15 protein-coding genes and 8 tRNA genes are annotated in these 20,435 nt (G+C 29.0%); 21 read left to right on the top strand and 2 right to left on the bottom strand.

Annotation, left to right across the window (positions count from 1 at the left end):
- Positions 1-44: 44 nt before the first annotated feature.
- The 21 genes from ACWXVU_RS01145 to ACWXVU_RS01045 all read left to right on the top strand — a co-directional run bounded on the left by ACWXVU_RS01145 (position 45) and on the right by ACWXVU_RS01045 (position 16,218).
- Entirely contained in the window at positions 45-1,013 is a 969-nt protein-coding gene (locus tag ACWXVU_RS01145; protein WP_455994917.1) for a thermonuclease family protein, read from the top strand.
- Entirely contained in the window at positions 1,014-2,969 is a 1,956-nt protein-coding gene (locus ACWXVU_RS01140) for an ATP-binding cassette domain-containing protein (protein ID WP_455966358.1), read from the top strand.
- Positions 2,969-3,979, top strand: a complete 1,011-nt coding sequence (locus ACWXVU_RS01135) for a carbohydrate ABC transporter permease (protein ID WP_438340336.1) — start codon at positions 2,969-2,971, stop codon at positions 3,977-3,979. The genes ACWXVU_RS01140 and ACWXVU_RS01135 overlap by 1 nt, the downstream gene beginning before the upstream one ends.
- Positions 3,921-4,955 carry a carbohydrate ABC transporter permease gene (locus ACWXVU_RS01130; RefSeq protein WP_455993653.1) on the top strand — a complete coding sequence of 345 codons (1,035 nt, stop codon included), beginning with the start codon at positions 3,921-3,923 and terminating at the stop codon, positions 4,953-4,955. Before ACWXVU_RS01135 ends, ACWXVU_RS01130 begins: the two co-directional genes overlap by 59 nt.
- A 3-nt stretch (positions 4,956-4,958) precedes the next feature.
- The gene (locus ACWXVU_RS01125; RefSeq protein ID WP_438340334.1) at positions 4,959-5,150 is read left to right on the top strand and encodes a hypothetical protein; all 192 of its coding nucleotides are present in this window, start codon (positions 4,959-4,961) and stop codon (positions 5,148-5,150) included.
- Between the two features lie 95 nt (positions 5,151-5,245).
- Positions 5,246-7,834 (top strand): preprotein translocase subunit SecA, encoded by a 2,589-nt coding sequence (gene secA / locus ACWXVU_RS01120; protein WP_456001954.1) that lies wholly within the window; start codon positions 5,246-5,248, stop codon positions 7,832-7,834.
- Between the two features lie 303 nt (positions 7,835-8,137).
- Positions 8,138-8,917: a hypothetical protein gene (locus tag ACWXVU_RS01115; RefSeq protein ID WP_456011985.1), complete on the top strand. Its 780-nt coding sequence runs from the start codon at positions 8,138-8,140 to the stop codon at positions 8,915-8,917.
- Between the two features lie 203 nt (positions 8,918-9,120).
- Positions 9,121-9,918 carry a tRNA1(Val) (adenine(37)-N6)-methyltransferase gene (locus ACWXVU_RS01110; RefSeq protein WP_444704791.1) on the top strand — a complete coding sequence of 266 codons (798 nt, stop codon included), beginning with the start codon at positions 9,121-9,123 and terminating at the stop codon, positions 9,916-9,918.
- Positions 9,911-11,476 carry a methionine--tRNA ligase gene (gene metG / locus ACWXVU_RS01105; protein ID WP_456011984.1) on the top strand — a complete coding sequence of 522 codons (1,566 nt, stop codon included), beginning with the start codon at positions 9,911-9,913 and terminating at the stop codon, positions 11,474-11,476. The genes ACWXVU_RS01110 and metG overlap by 8 nt, the downstream gene beginning before the upstream one ends.
- A 103-nt stretch (positions 11,477-11,579) precedes the next feature.
- Positions 11,580-12,617, top strand: coding sequence for a hypothetical protein (locus tag ACWXVU_RS01100; protein WP_456011983.1), 1,038 nt, complete (start codon positions 11,580-11,582; stop codon positions 12,615-12,617).
- A gap of 110 nt (positions 12,618-12,727) precedes the next feature.
- Positions 12,728-13,999 carry a GTPase ObgE gene (gene obgE / locus ACWXVU_RS01095; RefSeq protein WP_444704788.1) on the top strand — a complete coding sequence of 424 codons (1,272 nt, stop codon included), beginning with the start codon at positions 12,728-12,730 and terminating at the stop codon, positions 13,997-13,999.
- Positions 14,000-14,064: 65 nt separating this feature from the next.
- Positions 14,065-14,141: transfer RNA gene (locus tag ACWXVU_RS01090), tRNA-Pro, on the top strand.
- Between the two features lie 5 nt (positions 14,142-14,146).
- Positions 14,147-14,223, top strand: a tRNA-Ala gene (locus ACWXVU_RS01085).
- Between the two features lie 4 nt (positions 14,224-14,227).
- Positions 14,228-14,304 (top strand) — tRNA-Met (locus ACWXVU_RS01080).
- A gap of 27 nt (positions 14,305-14,331) precedes the next feature.
- Positions 14,332-14,407: transfer RNA gene (locus ACWXVU_RS01075), tRNA-Ile, on the top strand.
- 1 nt (position 14,408) lies between these two features.
- A tRNA-Ser gene (locus tag ACWXVU_RS01070) sits at positions 14,409-14,499 on the top strand.
- A gap of 6 nt (positions 14,500-14,505) precedes the next feature.
- Positions 14,506-14,581, top strand: a tRNA-Met gene (locus ACWXVU_RS01065).
- A gap of 1 nt (position 14,582) precedes the next feature.
- Positions 14,583-14,659: transfer RNA gene (locus tag ACWXVU_RS01060), tRNA-Asp, on the top strand.
- Between the two features lies 1 nt (position 14,660).
- A tRNA-Phe gene (locus tag ACWXVU_RS01055) sits at positions 14,661-14,736 on the top strand.
- A 183-nt stretch (positions 14,737-14,919) separates the two neighbouring features.
- Complete coding sequence (locus ACWXVU_RS01050; protein ID WP_456011982.1) at positions 14,920-15,723, top strand: SemiSWEET family transporter; 804 nt, start codon at positions 14,920-14,922, stop codon at positions 15,721-15,723.
- 234 nt (positions 15,724-15,957) lie between these two features.
- Positions 15,958-16,218 carry a hypothetical protein gene (locus tag ACWXVU_RS01045; protein ID WP_438340326.1) on the top strand — a complete coding sequence of 87 codons (261 nt, stop codon included), beginning with the start codon at positions 15,958-15,960 and terminating at the stop codon, positions 16,216-16,218.
- A 393-nt stretch (positions 16,219-16,611) separates the two neighbouring features.
- On the opposite strand, the gene ACWXVU_RS01040 is transcribed toward ACWXVU_RS01045, so the two are convergent.
- Together ACWXVU_RS01040 and ACWXVU_RS01035 are read right to left on the bottom strand one after the other, a co-directional pair.
- Positions 16,612-19,206 (bottom strand): hypothetical protein, encoded by a 2,595-nt coding sequence (locus tag ACWXVU_RS01040; RefSeq protein ID WP_456011980.1) that lies wholly within the window; start codon positions 19,204-19,206, stop codon positions 16,612-16,614.
- 876 nt (positions 19,207-20,082) lie between these two features.
- Positions 20,083-20,430, bottom strand: a complete 348-nt coding sequence (locus ACWXVU_RS01035) for a YigZ family protein (protein ID WP_455966342.1) — start codon at positions 20,428-20,430, stop codon at positions 20,083-20,085.
- Between the last annotated feature and the right edge of the window lie 5 nt (positions 20,431-20,435).

Raw genomic sequence — 20,435 nt, 5'->3', positions numbered from 1 at the left:
AAAAAAATACAAAATTTTTGTGTTTTTTTAACAAAAGGGAAGAAATGAAAAAAATAAAATTATTTTTATTAGCACCAATTTTTACCTTTCCACTATTGTCCGTTTCTTGTCAAAATGAAAAAACAAAAGAATACTATGATAATTTAAAATTAAATGCTACTTTTTTATTTGAACCTAGCAATTATCACAGTGTTGGGAAAACATTAGATAATGTTATTGAAACTGAAATTATTGATGATGTGGAAAAAGGGACAACTAAAAAAATCGCTTTATCATTATGAGAAAACTTTGGGGCTGTTGAGGGGCAAGTAACTCAAGTATTTGATGGTGATACTATTGAAGTTACAATCAAAAAAAATCTGACCTCAAAAACAACCTTTGAGAATGGACAAAAAATTAAGATTAGAATTCCATTAATTGATACTTTAGAGCAAAATACTAAGGATACAACAGAGCGTGAAAGAAAATTATCAAATCTTGATAGTGCTTATGTTGAGGGTATTCTTCAAGGTAAAAATGTAAGACTGGTATCTGATAATTGGTCTAATAATTCATATAGTAGATACGTTGCGTATGTATTCTTTGGCGATTCATTTGAAAAAAACTTTAGTATCGAAATGTTGGCTAATGGTTGGACATTACCAAGAATTGACGCTTTAGATTTTAAAACATTTGTTAATGATTATGAAAAAACCGAAAAGAGCGCAGTATTGTCTTATTTATTACCTTATGCTGCAAGGGCTTTTAATGACGGATATTTCAACAATAAAGGATTTTATGCTAAAGAAGGTGTTAATATTTCTGTCGGCGGTCAAGACCTTAACCTTAAATTTAAATTGCCAGTTGATTTATCAAAAGAATATCAAGCCCATGGCTCTGATTTGATTAATGATGCATATCAATTTATGTATCCATTTAATATTGAGAAAAAAAATAAACAAAAATTTGTTAATCCACAAAATAATATTTTTGAATTTTTAGGAACTAAACAATCAAAGAAAGAAGTAAAATAAATGAAAAAGGAAAATAAAAAAATAACGCAAAGCCATATTCACGGTTTTTCTCAAGAACGTTATCAGGCTAAAAAATTAGTTCCTGCGATCGAAGTCAAGGATTTAGTCATTGACTTTGGTGAATCACTAGCTGTTGATAATGCTTCTTTTGCGATTGAAAAAGGAGAGTTAGTTACATTACTAGGCCCTTCAGGTTCAGGTAAAACTACTACTCTGAATGCCATTTCTGGCTTGTTGCGTCCTACAAGTGGAAAGTTATTTTTCTCTGGTGTAGATGTTACAAAGTTTTCACCTCAACAAAGAGAATTGGGGTTAGTGTTCCAAAATTACGCTTTATACCCTCATATGACTGTTTATGATAACATAGCATTTCCACTATTGAATGATAAACACTGAAAAGAAGAAATTATTGAAAAATCAAAATTAGCTCAACAAAAAATATTTGAACTAATATTTAAGTTCTATGGTGTTTCTGAAGAACTTATTTCTGAAACAAGAACAAAACTATACCACACTATTGATAATCCGCGCGAAACAAGAAATTATTTAACTGAGTTAAAAACACAATATAACAATATTATTGATAATGAAGTAAATAACTATAATTTCATTGTTACTAAAAAAACGGCTATCTTATCTAATTTAACTAAAAAAGTTTTAAAAGATATTAAAGATGTTAGGGAAGAAACAAATAAGTTACTTAATGACTTAGAAATTGAACGCGCTGCAAGAATAAGTGAAATTAAAGAACAAATTGAAATTATGATGGTTAGAGATAAGTCAGGGTGTGGTGATTTATTTGAAAAGCAAAAGAGTATTATAGTTGAATTTTCTAATAAAAGAAAAGAAATTAAACAACATCTTAAAGAAAAGATTAAGAATCTTAAAAATGAGTATGTTAAAAGATATAATGAAAGTAGACTTGAATATACTCAAAAGGTCAATGAAGCAAAACAAATTTTGAGAGAAAAAATTGTTGTTCAAAAGATCGATCCTATCGGAATGCAAATTAAGCAAATTAAGGAACGTTTAAAACATACGAAGATTGAGACGGAAACAGTATACAAAGAAGCTATTCGTTCTTTAATTATTCCAATTTTAGAAAGCAATAATATAAAAACAAGAAATTTAAAGAAGTCATTAAATGAATTAATTGCTTTATTGCCAGATGATTTACAAAAAGAAATTAGAATTTTAGGCAAAGATGTTTTAACAATAGAAGAAGCAATTATTAGAGATGTTTTAGATGTTGCTCAAAGAGTTGAAATTACTAAAAATTTACGTAAGAGACCAACGCAGTTATCAGGGGGGCAACAACAACGTGTTGCTATTGCTAGAGCTATTGTTAAGAAACCAAAGATTCTTCTATTGGATGAACCATTATCAAACCTTGATGCTAAGCTACGTGTTTCTACAAGAAAATGGATACGTTCTATTCAACAAGAACTTGGAATTACAACAGTCTTTGTTACCCACGATCAAGAAGAAGCTATGTCTATTAGTGACAAAATTATTTGCATGTCTACTGCCAAAGTTCAACAAATTGGCGCTCCAATGGAACTTTATTTAACGCCTAAAAATGAATTTGTTGCTAAATTCCTTGGTGTTCCTGAAATGACTATTTTTGAAACACCAATTAAAGATGGATATGTATATTACGAAGGACAAAAATTAATTAAAGCCCCTGAAAATTACAAAAAAGCAACTATTGACTTAGGATTTCGCGGTGAATCGTTGGTTGAAGACGAAAACGGAATTATTACTGGTGATATTAAATTAGTTGAATATCTAGGAAAAGAAATCCAAGCCCAAATTTATATAAAATCAATTGATAAGATTGCTAATGTTTTCCTTTCGGCTAAAACAAAATATGAAATTGGTGAAAACGTTAGATTAAGTATTAAAAGAAAAGAATTGTACCATTTGTTTGATGTTGATACAAAGGAAAGAGTTTAATGAACACTTACTTTTGAAAAAAATATCGTATCAAAAAGACAGGGGAAGCTCTAAGTATATTAAATACTAAGACACCATTTTGAAAACCATTTTTATTGATGTTGCCTTCCTTAATTGCCTTGGCGTTTATGATTATTATTCCATTTATTCTTGTTATTATTGTATCATTCCGTGCCCCAACATCATTTAGAGGATTCGGATGATCAATAGCAAATTATTATCAAACAAAAGGAAAAGCAGGGGTTTTTAATGATCCTAAATTTGATGTAGCAGTTGTTAATTCATTGCTATATGCTGTTGTAGCTCTACCAATAGGGCTTTCAATATCAATATTAATAAGTTCTGCTATTACAACGGTAATTAGAAGATATGCACGTAGTTTTTGACAAACTGTTTTCTTCTTGCCATACATGACTGGTGCTGTAGCTGTTTCGCTAACATTCTCAGCTATTTTTGGTAAAACAAGTGAAGGCGCTATCTTTCCACTGTTGTATGGTTCAGGTAATAGATGAAATCCCTTTATAGTGATCTTGATCCGTGGAATTTGAGGAGGATTGGCCTTTCAAGTGTTAATTCTAACCACATCAATGTTATCAGTTAATCCTGACTTATATAAATCGTCAGCAATTGATGGCGCAAGTAGTGGGTCTCAATTCTTTAAAATTACCCTACCTTCAATTCAAAAAACAATTTCATTCTTATTTACGATAGGAATTATTAATGGTATTAAGGTCTTTCCGTTGGCCTTATATAATAACGATGCCTCAGCTTCTATTACAGAAAATGGTAGTACGTTATTGCTTTACATTTTTCAAGCAACAAAATCTGGAGAATTCGGAAGAACCGCTGCTGCTTCAGTGTTCTTATTTATACTAGGTACCTTAGTTTCATTTACATTGAAGAAATCAGTATCATCAATTTTTAAACTAAAAACTAAATTGGGAGAAAGAAATGTTATCAACAAGCTTAAAGCTGAGATACAAAAGAGAAAAATCAGCTTTAAAATCTAAACAAGAATTAATGTCCAAGCCTTATTCAACAACAAATGTATGAGGCAAAATATTCTCTTGATCATTTAAAATTGCTATATTAACATTCTTTAGTTTCTTAGTTGTTCTTCCGTTTTACTTTATGATTGAGCAATCGCTTGTTGATCCAAGGTTTTATGGCCAACCAGGTTCAAAGATTGCTTGATGACCATTTGATTATGAAAAATTCTTGTCAAATGGTAAAGAGTTTGGCGGCAATTTGGGAACTAGTTTTTACTTTAGTAATTTCCTACAATCACTACAGGAAGGTTATCTACAAGCACTAGTATTCACAGCTGGATTTACAGCTTTATCTGTTGTTGTCAGATTATTCTTTGCAACTACACTTGGTTATGCATTATCTCTTAGAAATTGAAGAGGAAAAAATGCATTTTTCGGAATGCTATTATCATTGTTAGTTATTCCTGAAATTACTTTATTGTCTTTACAATATACGTTAGTTTCTAAAGCCGGTTGAATCGGTACTAAAAATCCATTAATTATTATTTCAATGGTTGTCCCATTTGCTACATCAATTTTTAATGCATATATGTATAAAAACGCTTTTGAAGCTATTCCAAATTCAGTTAAGGAATCATCAATGCTTGACGGGGCAAGTGGAATTAAGTACTTCTTTAATGTAGCTTTACCTATGGTTAAAGCCACAACATGAACAGTTATTATTTTGACCGCTCTTGCTTCATGGAATTCATATACATGACCTGCATTATTGTGAGATGCAGCACCTGGTAAAACTGCTGGTTATTATGCACCAATTAACTTATGATTATTTACAACCGGTAGAGTTGAAGTAGATGGTGGCGAAGCACAAATAATTTTATCGGTAAGAATGGCTGCTACAATTTTAGCTATTTTGCCTATGATGATTGTGTACTTTGTTTTAAGAAAGAGAATTATGGCTGCTATTTCTAGACAAGGAAATGCAACAAAAGGATAAACTATGGATTATAAAAATTACAGTATTATAAATGATCAACAAAAAACAAAAAAAGTTGGAAAAAGAGTTTTGAGTTTTGTAGGAATTTTAACAGTTGTTGTTGCTGGTTTAGTTATACTAGGATTCATAATCTATGGTTTAATTGTTGGTGTAACTAATATATTCACTCAAGACACATTAAGATTATTGAGTTAAAATAGAATATACAAAATCTAATTAAAACAGATCTTTATAATAGGTCTGTTTTAATTTGTCTATTTTTTGCTAAATTTAATATAAAATATTAAATTATGAAATTTTTTAAATTCAAATCAACTGAAATGCGTATTGCAGAGCAAACATTAAAAAAAATTAATCAATTAGAAGAAAGTATTGCCAAATTAAGTGATGAGGAACTGAAAAATAAAACAATTGAATTTCGCGAAAGAATTAGGTTAGGCGAGAGTCAGGACGATATTAGACCTGAAGTTTTTGCTGTTTCACGTGAAGCAACAAAAAGAATTTTAGGCAAAAGACCTTATGATGTGCAAATGATAGGTGGTATTATTCTTGATTTAGGTTCTGTTGCAGAAATGAAAACAGGTGAGGGAAAAACTATTACATCTATCGCTCCCGTTTATTTAAATGCTATTGGTGGCAATAGTGTTATTGTTTCGACAGTTAATGAGTATTTAGCAGAACGTGATGCTGAGGAAATGGGACAAGTTTTTAAATTTCTCGGTTTAAGTGTTGGTATTAATAAAGCACAAATGCATACTAATTTAAAAAGAGAAGCTTATGCATGTGATGTTGTTTATTCGGTTCATTCAGAATTAGGTTTTGACTATCTAAGAGATAATATGGTTATGTCAAAAGAAGAAAAAGTTCAAAGAGGGCTTGATTATATTTTATTGGATGAGGTTGATTCTATTCTAATTGATGAAGCTAAAACACCATTGATTATATCCGGTGGTGATCATGAAGAAAGTACAATGTATACTATTGCAGATTTATTTGTAAGAACATTAAACCAAAATGATTACTTTATTGACGAAGAAACAAAATCTGTTTATCTTACTGATGAAGGAATTGAAAAAGCAAATAAATATTTTAATTTAAGAAATCTATATGATCTTGAAAATTCGGAGCTTGTTCATAGAATTCAAAATTCATTAAGAGCTCATAAAGTTATGAAGCTTGACGTTGAATATATTGTTAGAAATGATAAGATCGAACTCGTAGATTCGTTTACTGGTCGTATTATGGAAGGGCGCGCCTATTCCGAAGGTTTGCAGCAAGCAATTCAAGCGAAGGAAAGAGTTGAGATTGAATCAGAAACAAAGACACTTGCTACTATTACATATCAAAATTTCTTTAGATTATTTAAAAAAATTAGCGGTATGACTGGTACTGCCAAAACAGAAGAAAAAGAATTTATTGATATCTATAATATGCGTGTTAATGTTGTTCCAACAAATAAACCAGTTATTAGAAAAGATGAAAAAGATGAAATTTATGTTGATATGCATTCTAAATGAATGGCCGTTGTTAAAGAAGTAAAAAGAGCCTTTCAACGTAAACAACCTATTTTAATTGGAACAGCACAAGTTGAAGATTCTGAGGTTCTGCATGAATATTTATTACAAGAAGGCATACCACATACTGTTTTAAACGCAAAACAGGATGCTAGCGAAGCTGAAATTATTTCAAAGGCTGGCCAAGCAAGTGCTGTAACTATTGCTACTAATATGGCAGGACGTGGAACGGATATTAAGCCAACAAAAGAAGCTATTGAACATGGCGGTTTATACGTTCTAGGAACGGAAAAAGCCGAATCACGTCGTATTGATAATCAACTTAAGGGTCGTTCTGGCCGTCAAGGGGATATAGGTTATACTAAATTCTTTTTATCGTTAGATGACCAATTAATTTTGAGATTTTCTGTTCAAGATAGATGAAAGGAAATATTTAAGGAATATGGTTCAAATCCTATTCCTGGTGAATTAATTCGTTCAGCATTTTTAAAAGCGCAAAAGAAAATTGAAGGTTTTAACTATGATAGTCGTAAAAGTGTTTTAAATTTTGACGACGTTATTAGACAACAACGTGACCTAATATACGAACAACGCGACTTAATTTTGGAACGAGACGATTTGGGTTCAATTATATACAAGATGTTTAATGTGGCTGTTAAGCAAATTGTTAATAATCCTTATTTTGTTAAGAAAAATGACACAATGGATTTTGATAATTTTGCCGAATATCTAAATCGTAATTTTATGCTATTAACTCAGCATCAATTTGAACCAGGTGAAATTATAAAAATGGATCGTGAAGAGTTAAAAAATTATATAACAAATATCTGAAAAAAAGAATATGACCGTTTAAGACAAAACATAATTGAAAAATATGGTTTAACTTCATTAGTAAAATCAGAAAGAAATATTATCCTAAATGTTTTTGATTCAGGATGGCAAGACCATATTAATGTTATGGACAAATTGCGTCGTAGCACTCATTTAGTTCAGTATGCTCAAAAAAACCCATATCAAATTTACACTAAATTAGGTTCAAAAAAATTTAAGGAACTTACTGATAGAATAGCAATGGAATGTAGTATTAACTTATTGAATAACTATGAGGCATTGCCTTCCTCAAATAGCCAAATTGATTTTCCTTGATTGGCAAATAATATTAATCCAAACAATATTCAAGAAAGCATTAATGCTGCAAATGAATTTATTAACTTTTTACTTGAATCAGAAAGAAAACGGCTAGTTTCTGAAGGAAAAAGTGCAGAAGAAATAGTTGAAATTCTTAATAATCAAAAGAATGAAGTTTTGCGCGAATTTAAACTAAAATTAGAGGGTTTTGATTCCACAACAAAAAAAACAAATTAAATTAATTTGTTCAAAAATATGGCTGTTTTGCCATTTTTTTATTTCTTAGTTTAATGATTGAATAGCGAATTAAATAAAACAAATTTATGTTAGTGATATTTTTGCAGTAAATATGTTTTTTATTAGATCAAGGACGTAAATTAGAATAATGTTAAGTAGTAAAAAGTGCCTTCATAAATGCCTTGGTTTTGTCTAAATTTTGGTCATAATTAGAGCATTAATCGCGAAATTATGCCAAAACAAAAAAAAAAAAAAAATACTATAAAATATGCTTTATAAACTTAATTAAATATAAGGAGCAAAATGAAAAAAAGCAAATTACTTTTTCTAGGATTTTTACCTGTTTTGGCAACACCAATTATGGCTCTATCATGTGCAAATCCCGCTAAACCAGAAGAACCAGAAAAACCAGCTGAACCAATGAAGCCAGAAAAACCAGCCGAACCAAAGAAACCAGAGACTCCAAATGAAGATAAAAATCAACAGTTTGGCGATAATATTAAAATTGTTTATGAAGATTTAAAGAAACATCATTCAAAAAAAGTTCTTACAGACTTAATAAAACAAAATAAACCAATTAAGGATCTATTAATTAAAAATGCAATTAAACTAGACTCAGTTGATTCAATCAATACTAACAATAATCTTATAAATAATATAAAAAATGAAGCACCAAAAATTGAAATTGATTTTGGTGATCCAACTAATGAAGAAATTAAGAATGTAATTGAAAACTTCTATTACAAGAATTTATATAAAGAATACGACAAAACTAAGGATGATGACAATCATGGATTTGATTTTCCATTAGATGATGCATTTTATGGTGATTTAGATATTTTTTCAAAAAATAATGAAAAAGAACATAATGAACCATGGTATGAAGATGATGAAGAAGCCGATAAAACATCTAACAATCCAATACCCCCTGCGGTAAAACAACCAGAAATGCAAAAAAACGCCAAAACTCAACCGAAAGAATCAACACCTAATTTTGACGAAATTATCAAGAATTTATTACAAGGTATTTCACCTTATGCTCCAAACATTGAAATATATGACACCCCCGGTGAAAAAAAATAGAAATTCAAACTAAAAACCAGGTTCATTCTGGTTTTTAATTTGCTTAAGGAAAATATTCATTTTTTTGGTAACTAGTTTGTTGTTATTTATCATTATGTATAAGGCTTTTATAAATTATGAGGTTTTAAACATTTTATTAAAACGAAATGATTAATCTAACTTAATGTAGTATCAAAAAAAATATTAATTTATAATTAGTTATTATGAAAAAAATCGGTGTTTTTAAAAATAACTTAGGATATGGTAATGACCTCTTTGTTTATCAAGATAAGGAGATGTTTAATTATTCTGTTGATACAATTTTATTAGGTAATTTCGTTTCAATTAATCGCAATGTATCGAATATGCTCGAGGTTGGTACAAATAATGGAGCATTATCAATCTTTATGGCTGCCAGATCCAAAAAAATAAAAATTGACGCAGTTGAAATTCAACCTAAAGCAGTTTTGTTGGCTAAGCAAAATGTATGTTTAAATAATTTGGAAGACCAAATAAAAATTTTTGAAGCTGATTTTAAGGAATATGCAAAAGATTATGCTTTTAAATGTGGGAATAATCTTGCTAAGAAATACTCTTCAATTGTTGCTAACCCACCCTACTACAATGAAAACTATAATCAAGTTAGAAAAACTGGTACATATGCGCAAAAACTGGCTACACATGAAATTAATTTAGATTTAGAAACACTTATTTCTTTATCTTCTAAAATAATTGAGCAAAAAGGTTATTTTAGTGTTGTGCTTCCAATTGCTAGATATATTGATTTAATATCATTATTGCGCAAATATAATTTTGAACCAAAAAGAGTGCAACTAGTTTTCACTAGAATCAATTCTCAACCTAAATTTTGTTTAGTTGAATCACGATTTAACTCGGGTTGAGGCACGTATTTTGAACCAAATATTTATCTTCATAATGATGATAAAAACGACCATTCATATCGCCTAGAAACGCAAAAACTTTATATCCCAATGAAACAAAAAGGAGAAAAACATGAATAATTCAAAAAAAACATTTTATATAACTACTCCAATATATTATCCTAGCGGAAATTTACATATTGGTCATGTCTTAACAACGACACTGGCATGAGTTTTTGCAAATTATAAAAAAACTCAAGGATACGAAACTTTATTTGTGACCGGTATTGATGAACATGGTCAAAAAATTCAAAAAAAAGCTGAGGAATATAATTTGTCCCCTCAAGAATATGTTGATATTCAATCTCGGAAATTTATTGATTTATGAGGTTTATTGAAAATTAACTATGATTTCTACAGTCGTACTACAAGTAAACAACATGAACAAGCAATTATTAAAATTTTCGAAAAAATGTACGAAAAGGGATTTATTTTTAAAGATAAGTATGTAGGTCTTTATTCGGTTAGCGATGAAGAATTTTTTACTAAAACACAAGCTATCTATAAAGACGGAAGATATTACCACCCGACATCAGGTCATGAGCTTCAAGAAATTAAAGAAGAAAGCTATTTCTTTGATATGAAAAAGTTGGAACCTTGAATAAATGAATTTTTTGATATAAATTCTAACTTTTTAACTAATAAAAATATTGCCAAGGAGCTAAAGAGTAATTTTCTTTCCAAAGGAATTGAAGATCTATCAATTACTCGGGTTTCCTTTGATTGAGGAATCAATGTACCTAAACAAAAAAATAATGATGAAAAGCAACATGTTATTTATGTTTGATTAGATGCATTATTCAGCTATTTAACTGCTTTGGGATATGAAACAAATAACGATGAAAATTATCATAAATTTTGGCGTAATGGTAATGAACGTGTTCACGTTTTAGCGAAGGAAATTTCGCGTTTTCACTCAATTTACTGACCAATATTTTTAAAATCACTTGATATCAATCTACCGACAAAAGAAGTTGTTCATTCATGAATTATTACTCCCGAGGGTAAAATGTCAAAATCAAAAGGAAACATTGTGGAACCAATTCCCTTAATTAACAAATACGGAGCTGAGGAAATTAAATATTTCTTTTGTTCGCAGGTTAATATCGATAATGACTTTTCTTTTAGTGAAGAACTTTTAATTAACGTGCTAAATGCTGATTTGGCAAATAATTTTGGTAATCTTGTTAATCGTACTATCAAAATGGTTAATCAAAACTTTGCAAATGGCACATACTTTGATAAGAATAATTTGCTTGAAATCGATCAAAAAATATTAGACTCATTAAGTGTTTATTATGAGGAATATAAAAAGGAATTTGATCAATTTCATGCTGATAAGGCAATTAAAAATGCTATTAATTTGTCTTCGAAATTAAATGAATATATAGATTTAACAAAACCATGATTGTTGAAGGAAGATTTAGATAGACTTAATTGCGTTTTAAATACCTTGCTTAACGGGATTTATGGCATAGCCTTAATGTTATCTGTTGTCATGCCTCAAAAGATGAAAAAAATATTTAGTTTTATTAAGATAGATTTGATTAATTACGAACAAATAACTAATTTTGCCAAATTTGATAATTTGTATCCTGAGGCTAACGAGATCTTATTTGCAAGAGTTATTAAGAAATAAGACCATTTTTCATTTATAATATAATTGAAATTATGGAATATCTATAAAAAGCAAAAAAGATTCTTTTTTATCAAAATAAGGAATTTAACAATAAGGAGAACAAGTGAAAAAATCAAATAAATTGCTATTAGCATTGACATCTATTTCGTTACCAGTTATTACAGGAGCTGCGTTGGTTTCGTGTTCAAATCCATCTAACCCAGGGCCTAAAAAACCAGAAAAACCAGCTGAACCAAGCAATCCGCATAAGTCCCCCGGCAAACCTGGCGATCAAGGCAACCCTGAAAATAAGCCAAAAGAAAAACAACCTGATAAGCATGAGACACCAGATCAAGGAAGTAATACTACTCCTCCAATAGTGAATCCCCAAAAACCCGGCGAAGGAAAGCAAGAAGATCAGTCAAGTAAAAATCCTCAACAAGATAATCCAAAACATGACAATAAAAAAGAAGAAAAAAATCCCCAAACACCTGAACAAAAACCTGAACAAACACCCCTCCCAAATGATCCTATGGATAAACATGATGATAAACCAAAAAAGGATGATCAATCAAAGATCAAAAAAGAAGATGATAATATACCAAATGATAAAAATGGCATTATAAAAAAATTTGAAGAGTTACTTGCCTATTATGAAAAAAAATGAAATGATGTTAATAAAAAGATTGATGATTTACAATCTAAACTTAATGGAGATGAAATAAATAAACTAACTAGAGAAAAAGTAGCTCAAGATAAAACAGAACTTTCCTTCTTGCTTAATTTAGCTAACGAAATAAATCTAAAAATTAATAGTAGATTCTCGGAACTTAAAGAAGAAAAAAGTATGCATAAAGATGTTGATGAAGAACTTCTTAGAAAAATAAAAGAACTTATAACGGAATTTTCCAAAGAAAAAGGTGATAAGTTAATTGAAGAATTTTCACAAAAAGCAAGAGCCAAAGCAGAAGAAACATGAACTAAGAACCTTGCAAAGCAGAAAGAATTATATGAAAAACTAATTAAGCTTCTAGAAAAAATAACGGATTCAGAAGCAAAAGAAGAATGGAAGAAAAATATCGAAGATCTTTATAAAAAATTGTCACTAACAGATGAATTATTGCAACAATTAAATAAAACCATTGAATCACAAAAAAAGTAAATTAAATAATAGAAAAGCAACCTTGTCAATTTTAAAAAGGTTGCTTTTAAACTATTTAATAATTACTCATAATGGCTAAATTTATCTAAATTTTTGATAAAATAAAACACATGAAATTTATAGATGAAGTTGATATTTTGGTTATTGCTGGAAAAGGTGGAGATGGGATCATTAGTTTTCGGCGCGAGGCTAATGTTGATAAAGGCGGCCCGGACGGCGGCGATGGAGGAAATGGAGGTTCAATATATTTTCAGGGCGATCCTGGGCAAAATACATTATTGCCATTTTACTACCAAAAAAAGATTGTTGCTAATGATGGGGAAAACGGCAAACCTAAAAATGCTTTTGGCAGAGGCGCTGATGATTTAATTGTTAAGGTGCCATTGGGCACTATGGTTTATAATGATGGCAAGTTAGTTGCTGATATTGTTACAGAAGAAAAATATCTGATTGCTAAAGGCGGTAAAGGTGGTAAAGGCAATTTAAGATTTAAATCATCAAGAAATACTGCTCCAAGAATTTGCGAAAACGGAACATTAGGTGAAAGATTTAATTTGCATCTAACATTAAAAGTTTTAGCTGATGTGGGCTTTGTTGGAAAACCAAGCGCAGGGAAAAGCACAATCTTATCTCAAATTTCTAATGCTAAACCCAAAATAGCCGATTATGATTTTACAACACTTGTTCCACAATTGGGTTTAGTTAAATTTTATGAAAATACTTTTGTAGTCGCAGATTTGCCTGGATTGATAGAAAAAGCTTCGGAGGGCAAAGGCCTTGGGATTCAATTTTTAAAGCATATTGAGCGTTGTAGGGTTATATGCCACATTATTGATTTTGGTGATTCAAATAAAAACCCAATTTTGGATTATGAAATTATTAATAATGAACTAAGATCTTATAATCTTAGACTTGAAAAATTACCACAGATTGTTGTAGCTAACAAATCTGATCTCGAATCATATCAAACTCATTTAGAAAAATTTAAAAGTAAGTACCCTAATATTAAATTAATAGAAAATTCATCATTGCTTGACTCGCATATAGAAGAAATAAAAAAGGTGTTATGAGAAACTCTACAAGAAGCTAAAATTAATATTGTTAATGAATTAAAAGAATCTGAAGAAGTTGTTGTTATTTCGCTAGATAAAAAGAAAATAGAAATTATCAAACTGTCTGATGATACTTATGAAATTGTTGGCAGTGATATTTATAAGGTTTATGAAAAAATTCCTGTTATTTCTATTGATAATTTATGAAGATTTAATTACAAATTAAAATCATTAGGTGTATTTGATTTAATTAAAAATTCCGATATTAAAGATGGTGATACTATTAAAATTAAGGATTATGAGTTTATTTGAAACAACGAAGATTTTTAAAAAAATTAATAACTAACATAAAAAATAATATATAATAATAAAGCATTTAGCAAAAATTTCTGTGTGGAGAAGTAGCTCAGCTTGGTAGAGCACTTGACTTGGGCTCAAGCGGTCGCAGGTTCGAATCCTGTCTTCTTCACCATTTATGGGGGGGTAGCTCACCTGGCCAGAGCGCCTGCCTTGCACGCAGGAGGTAGAGGGTTCGAGTCCCTTCCTCTCCACCATTATGGCACTGTAGCTCAGTTGGTTAGAGCGTCCGGTTCATACCCGGAAGGTCAAGAGTTCGACTCTCTTCGGTGCTACCAAATGTAAAACCCAATAGTGAAATTTTAGGACCCATAGCTCAATGGTTAGAGCAACCGGCTCATAACCGGTCGGTTACAGGTTCGAGTCCTGTTGGGTCCACCATGGGCAATTACCCAAGAGGCTGAAGGGAGCAGTCTTGAAAACTGCCAGGGGCTTCACGGCCCGCGGGGGTTCAAATCCCTCATTGCCCGCCATAATATAGCGGAGTAGAGCAGGCGGCAGCTCGTTGGGCTCATAACCCAAAGGTCATTGGTTCGATTCCAATCTCCGCAACCACGGTCCAGTGGTAAAGTGGTTTAATACGCTTCCCTGTCACGGAAGAGATCGCGGGTTCAATTCCCGTCTGGACCGCCATGGCTCTGTAGCTCAGTTGGTAGAGCAACGGACTGAAGCTCCGTGTGTCGCTGGTTCGATTCCTGCCGGAGCCACCATTTCAGAAATGACTTAACACCAAATTGGTGTTTTTTTTTTTTTTTTGAACGTTCTAATTTTACATAGCAAAATTTAGATGGTTTTTATAATAATTTTTAATAATATGTTTTTGCTATAAAAAAATATTAAAAACTAGGCAATATTATGTTTATAAATTAGTATTAATGTATAATTTTTTAGTTATGACAGCATTAGAAATATCTATTCAGTTTTTTGGAGCATTAGGAGCGATAGCGACAATTCTTTTAGGTGTTCCTCAACTAGTTAGGGTTGTTAAAACCAAAAAAGCTGAAAACATAAATTATTATTCATTTTGAATTTTTTATATTGGAATTATTATTTGGTTAATTTATGGTGTATTTACAGGTGATGAAAACGGTTGATACATTTTTTTAGCAAACTTAATTTGTTCTTTTATATATGCTTTTACAATGTATTTTTTATATCACTATAATAAAGCAATTACCAAAAAACAAAAAAAATTTGCAACGGCAGCTATAGTTTTAGTAGAATTATTTGCAACTTCGATATTCGCTGTATTTATAGTATTAGTATTTCAAAAGATTAATACTGGCTATTTTTATCCAATTGTTGGGAATAGAATTGCGGTATTTGATAAAGTTACATCACTTATTATTGGTTTAATTACGCCTGCGGGAACAACCTTAGCTTTTATGCCTCAACTAATAAAAGGATTAAAAACAAGAAACTTTAAATCAATAAGTCCTTGAATGCTATTTATTTTTATTTTAAATAACTTATGATGAATTATTTTCTTTATTTTGAGTATTGTAGATAAAAATATCAAAGGTGAGGAAGCAGCCTTGAATGGTTTAATCGGGGCTCTTGTATGGCAAATTGTATCATTAATTGTTTATACAGTGCAATTTTCATTTGTTATATCATATGAAGTGAAAATGAAAAAGTGTGAGGTTTTGCATAAAAGAACTATGATGATACAGGACGATGTAATGGAACAAAAATAAGATTCTATATTTTTAGAGGCCTTGACTTGAAATATATCGAAGTCTCTTTTTTATTTTTTTTATAAAAAACCTGTTTTAATTTAATGGTGGACAATACAAAAAATTAAACAAAGCTTCAAAAACTATTTATTGTTTGTATGCTACTTTTAAAATATGTGCATGATGAACTGGTCAAAAAATAGTTTATCATTTAAAAAAACATATATAATTAATTTAAGATTGAAAGGAAAAAATATGGGTCATAAAATTGGTTGGGTAATATGTTTGATAATAAGCTTCCCAATACTTGTTGTTTCATCAATAATTGCTTCTATTACATTTAGTAATGAAGCATTATTATCAAATGCTACTACACCGCTCGGAAAACTAGTGTTTAAACTAAATGGCTTTTTGAAACTTGGTGATATAAGAATTATATCTTATGTTGGTATAGCGATAGCTGCGATATTTGGTATATTGTCACTAATATCATTAATAAGATTGATAAAAAAATAATGTGGTAGTGTAGATAATTTTGTGTAAATTTATCTCTGGCTTATTTTTAGTAAGAGATTTGAGAATAGCAACCACACAAATCTAAATTTATTATACAAAAACAACCAAGCAACATTATGTTGTTTGGTTGTTTTAATTATTTATTTTTTTTCAAAAATAATTTGTAATCGATTAAAAACAGGCCCCCAATTAGGAACAAACTTTATTTCATTTTTCTAACTGATTTTGGGTTGTAAAATAAACTCTTATTAAAGAGTCATCAAAAAGAAATAAGCTTTTTAAAAAAATGCACAAAATTACTTATGGTAACACTTTTTTGCTTTTTATTAGCTAAAAATTGTCAACAAAAAAGTCTAAAACCTCATAAGAGATTCAAGACTTTCTTATTTTGACCTAATTTTTGTTTATTTCTTTTCTTTTTTGAATCTTATGACGTTTAACTGCATATCAAGTCCCAACACTTGCGCCAGCTAATGCTAGTATTACCACAAGAGGCCCTACAATCGCTGCTACATTTATCTTTGATTTGCCTTCTTTTTTAGATTTTGTTTCTTGCTCAGTAATTGCTTTTTGAATCTTCAATTTAATAATTCTTAATTCTTTTATATTTTGGGCGTTTTCTATCAATTTTTCTAACTCTTTTTTTGTATTTGAATTTGTTAGCTTGTTTAGTTCTTCTTTTGTAGAATTAAGTTCCATATTAAATTCTTGTGTTGCTTTAGCTGCAATATCTTTTATTTTATTAGTATTTTCTTTGTTGTTGCTTAATTCCCTACCTAGTTGTTTTTTTAATTCAGAACCTTCTAGTCTGTCAATAGCATCATTCGCCTCTTTTTTTATTTGGGCATTTTCTTGAAGTATTTTTTCTTGAGTTATTTCTTTTAATAGAATTTTTAGATTCTTTATATTATTTGCATTATTAATTTTTGTTTGATAATCCTTTTTATCTAACAATTTGTCAAACGTATCTAATATTTTTTGCTTTTCTATGTTATAAATTTCTTCTGCTTTTTCTGCTACATTAGTAAGTTTAACAACATCATTTTTTGCATTGGCGAACAACGTTTTAAATTCTTCAAATCTTTCTGAACCTTCAGTTTGATCAACGGCTTTTTGTGCTCTTTTTATTAATTTGTTTAAATCTTGTTCTTTTATTTGATTTAATAGTGCTTCATTTAATTTATTTAATTTTTGAATATTATCAGCTTCTTCTAGCGCTTGTTCGAATCCTGTTTTATCATCTAAACTTTTTAGATTTTTTTCAACTTCATTTCTTTTTAATTTGTATTCAGCATTTATTTTATCCGCTAACTTAGTTAGTTTGGTAATATCATCTTGCGCTTCACTATGTTGTTTTTTATATTCTTCATAATTCACTGAACCTTCAATTTTTTTCAGTGCTTTTGTAGCTTCTTCCCTTGCTTTTGTTAAATCTTCTACATTCTTAATTTTTTGTGCCTCTACTATTAATTTTTGTAGATCTTCAATGTTTTTTGCTTTTTTTAATTCTTCAAGTTTTTTAGTTCTTTGGTCTACTGAGTTGATGCTATTTATAAGCAATTTTGTTTTGTTGTTTTCATCAGAAAACAAATTAGTTGATTTATCATTAAGATCATTAAATTGTTCAATAGTAATCCTTTGGTTTTCTATTTGACTTGATAATTTAGTATTAAGTTCATCTTTTTCTTTTTTAATATCAATATTAATTTTAGTATGGTTACGGCCAAAATCTTTTCATTTTTTATCAAAAGCTTCTATTGCAACTTTTCTTTGTTCAATTTGTTGCTCATTTTTTTCTTTTATGGTACTAAATGTTCTCATAAAATCATCATACATGCTAGAACCCTTTGTTTTTTCAATTAATATCATTACATCGTTTTGATATTCGTGTATTTTTTTAGCCATAATATCAGCATAAAGTTCTCTTAAAATTCCTACATTACGTGCTTTATTAATTTTTTCTTTAATATTAGGGTCTTTGTTTCTTAAATCATTAAATGCCATATCGACTTTTTGTTTTTCACTAAGATAAATATTGTTAGCGGAATTTTTAAGATTTTCCAAAAATTCCATTGTGCTAGAATTCGAAACTAGTTTAACTAATGGTTTAATTTTTTCATCGTATTCGATAGAACCGTATGATTTTTGTGCGGAAATTAATGCATCATACATTAACTTATCATGTGAAAATTCTGATTCAACTTCTTTTATGATTTCTTCAATAATACTATCATTCGCTTCTTTCTTAATTTTTTCGAGAATTGGCAATGAATCTTTTAAGGTATTTAAATAAGCAGGATCTGCAGAATTAATGCCACTTTGCACCTTAAATAGATCTTTTATCAAATTTTTAATATTTGAATTTTCTTTGTGTTTAATCAATAAATTAATGGCTTCAAAATGAGCAATAATAGTTTGGACTATATAAATATCACTAATTTTTGATGAAAATTTTCCGGAAGTTACATTTGATCTTAAATCATCTGCAACCTTATAAACACTATCAATGTTTAATTTTTTGTATTCATTAAGTAAGAAAACATTATAGTCAAAATTAACATCTGATCATAATCTAATAAAGGTTCCCCAATGTAAAAAATTATGGTCATAAAAAAAGTATTCATTGTTAAAATTATCAAAAACACCATCAGGAAAAATTTTAAATTCCATTAATTTTTCTTTATATGGAAGTATCTCTAATTTCTCACCTTGAAAATTAATTAATTTTTTTAGTACTCTATATGCAAATAACATTTTGTAATGAGTTTTAAAAGCTTCAGTCTTTCAGTAAATGTTATAACTTTCAACATCATTATAGTCATCATTTGTGGGTATCGATATTGCCTCGGTTGCATAAACGCTAACATTATTGCTAGAATTTTTTTCCTCTTTATCGATATTGTTGGCCATATTGTTTTGAGCACTAATTACTAATGGTGTTGCAGCTATCATAACTGCACTTAACAATGGGTTTAACTTAAACTTCATATTACTCCTTTTAATGAAAAAATTTACTATAAATCAATTTATTATTATGCTATTTTAGGTATAAAATATATCTTATTATTATATTAATAAATATGCCAGATTAATAGAACAAAAAAATAGTTTTATTTCAAGAAAAAATAGGCAAATTAGTGTTTATAGTTTTTTAATAATTGCTAAATCTAAATAAATAAAAAATTATATATAAATAATTCATAATTTTTGAACATTGGGTGAAAATAGCATTTTTTGAAACTATTGTTATTTTAGTTGAGTTCTAAGTTTTTTAACACAAAATAAAATTAAAATCTAAGGTTACAAAATAAATTAGAATTCAAAATTAAGAAAAATTTTATACTTTTTTTTAAAAGGGGATTTTTTATCTTTCTCATTATTTCTTGGATTTGCAATTTTGGGTTTTTCTATACTAGCTCGTTAGTTATTTTTTTAGGATCTCAAGATGGAGTTTTGTTTTAATTTATTAAATAATTTTAATTCAAAGGATTGCCTTAAAAGGTTCAAAAGAATTAGAAAAAGTATATTTGGGTTTTTCTTAGTTTTTATAATTGCTTTTTACTTTCTTTCATGTTACATTGATATGTTTTGTTTAATGCCTTTAAGTTAGAATAGGTTATAACCATTGATAGAATGATAACTATAAAAAAACACTAATAAAACTAGTTATTATACAAGGATATGATTGGTGTTAATTTTAAAAAGACATGTAGTTTCAACTAAATCTAAAAATAAATTCTTTAAATTTTTACTCCATTATTTTGCTAAATTTCAATCTAGCGTAATGATAGAGCTTTTAAATATTAAAATATTTAAAACATTAATTCTAAAAAAGCGAGACTTATATTTGAATTTGAATCTTATTTACTCATTAAAAAGTAGTTTGGCTGCTTGCAAGTAAGCTCTTAATAAATTACTTCTTCCCAATTCAATACCACCGAAATAACGAATAACAACTAATAATTTATTTTTTAAATTTTTACTATTTAAATAGCTATAAAGAGGAATCCCAGCCACACCTTTTGGTTCACGGTCATCAGTATATCCATTGATAATAACATTATTGTCTTTTATAATATAAGCATAAACGATGTGCTTTGCTTTTTTATGTTCTTTTCAAAGAGATTCAATATTTTTTCTTACATCTTCTTTTGAATTGATATTAAATAAAATGGGGATAAATTTTGATTTTTTGATTTCCAAAAACTTCATGCTAT

Source organism: Mycoplasma sp. 2575 (assembly GCF_053851635.1).
This window is presented reverse-complemented; position numbering and strand designations above follow the sequence as displayed.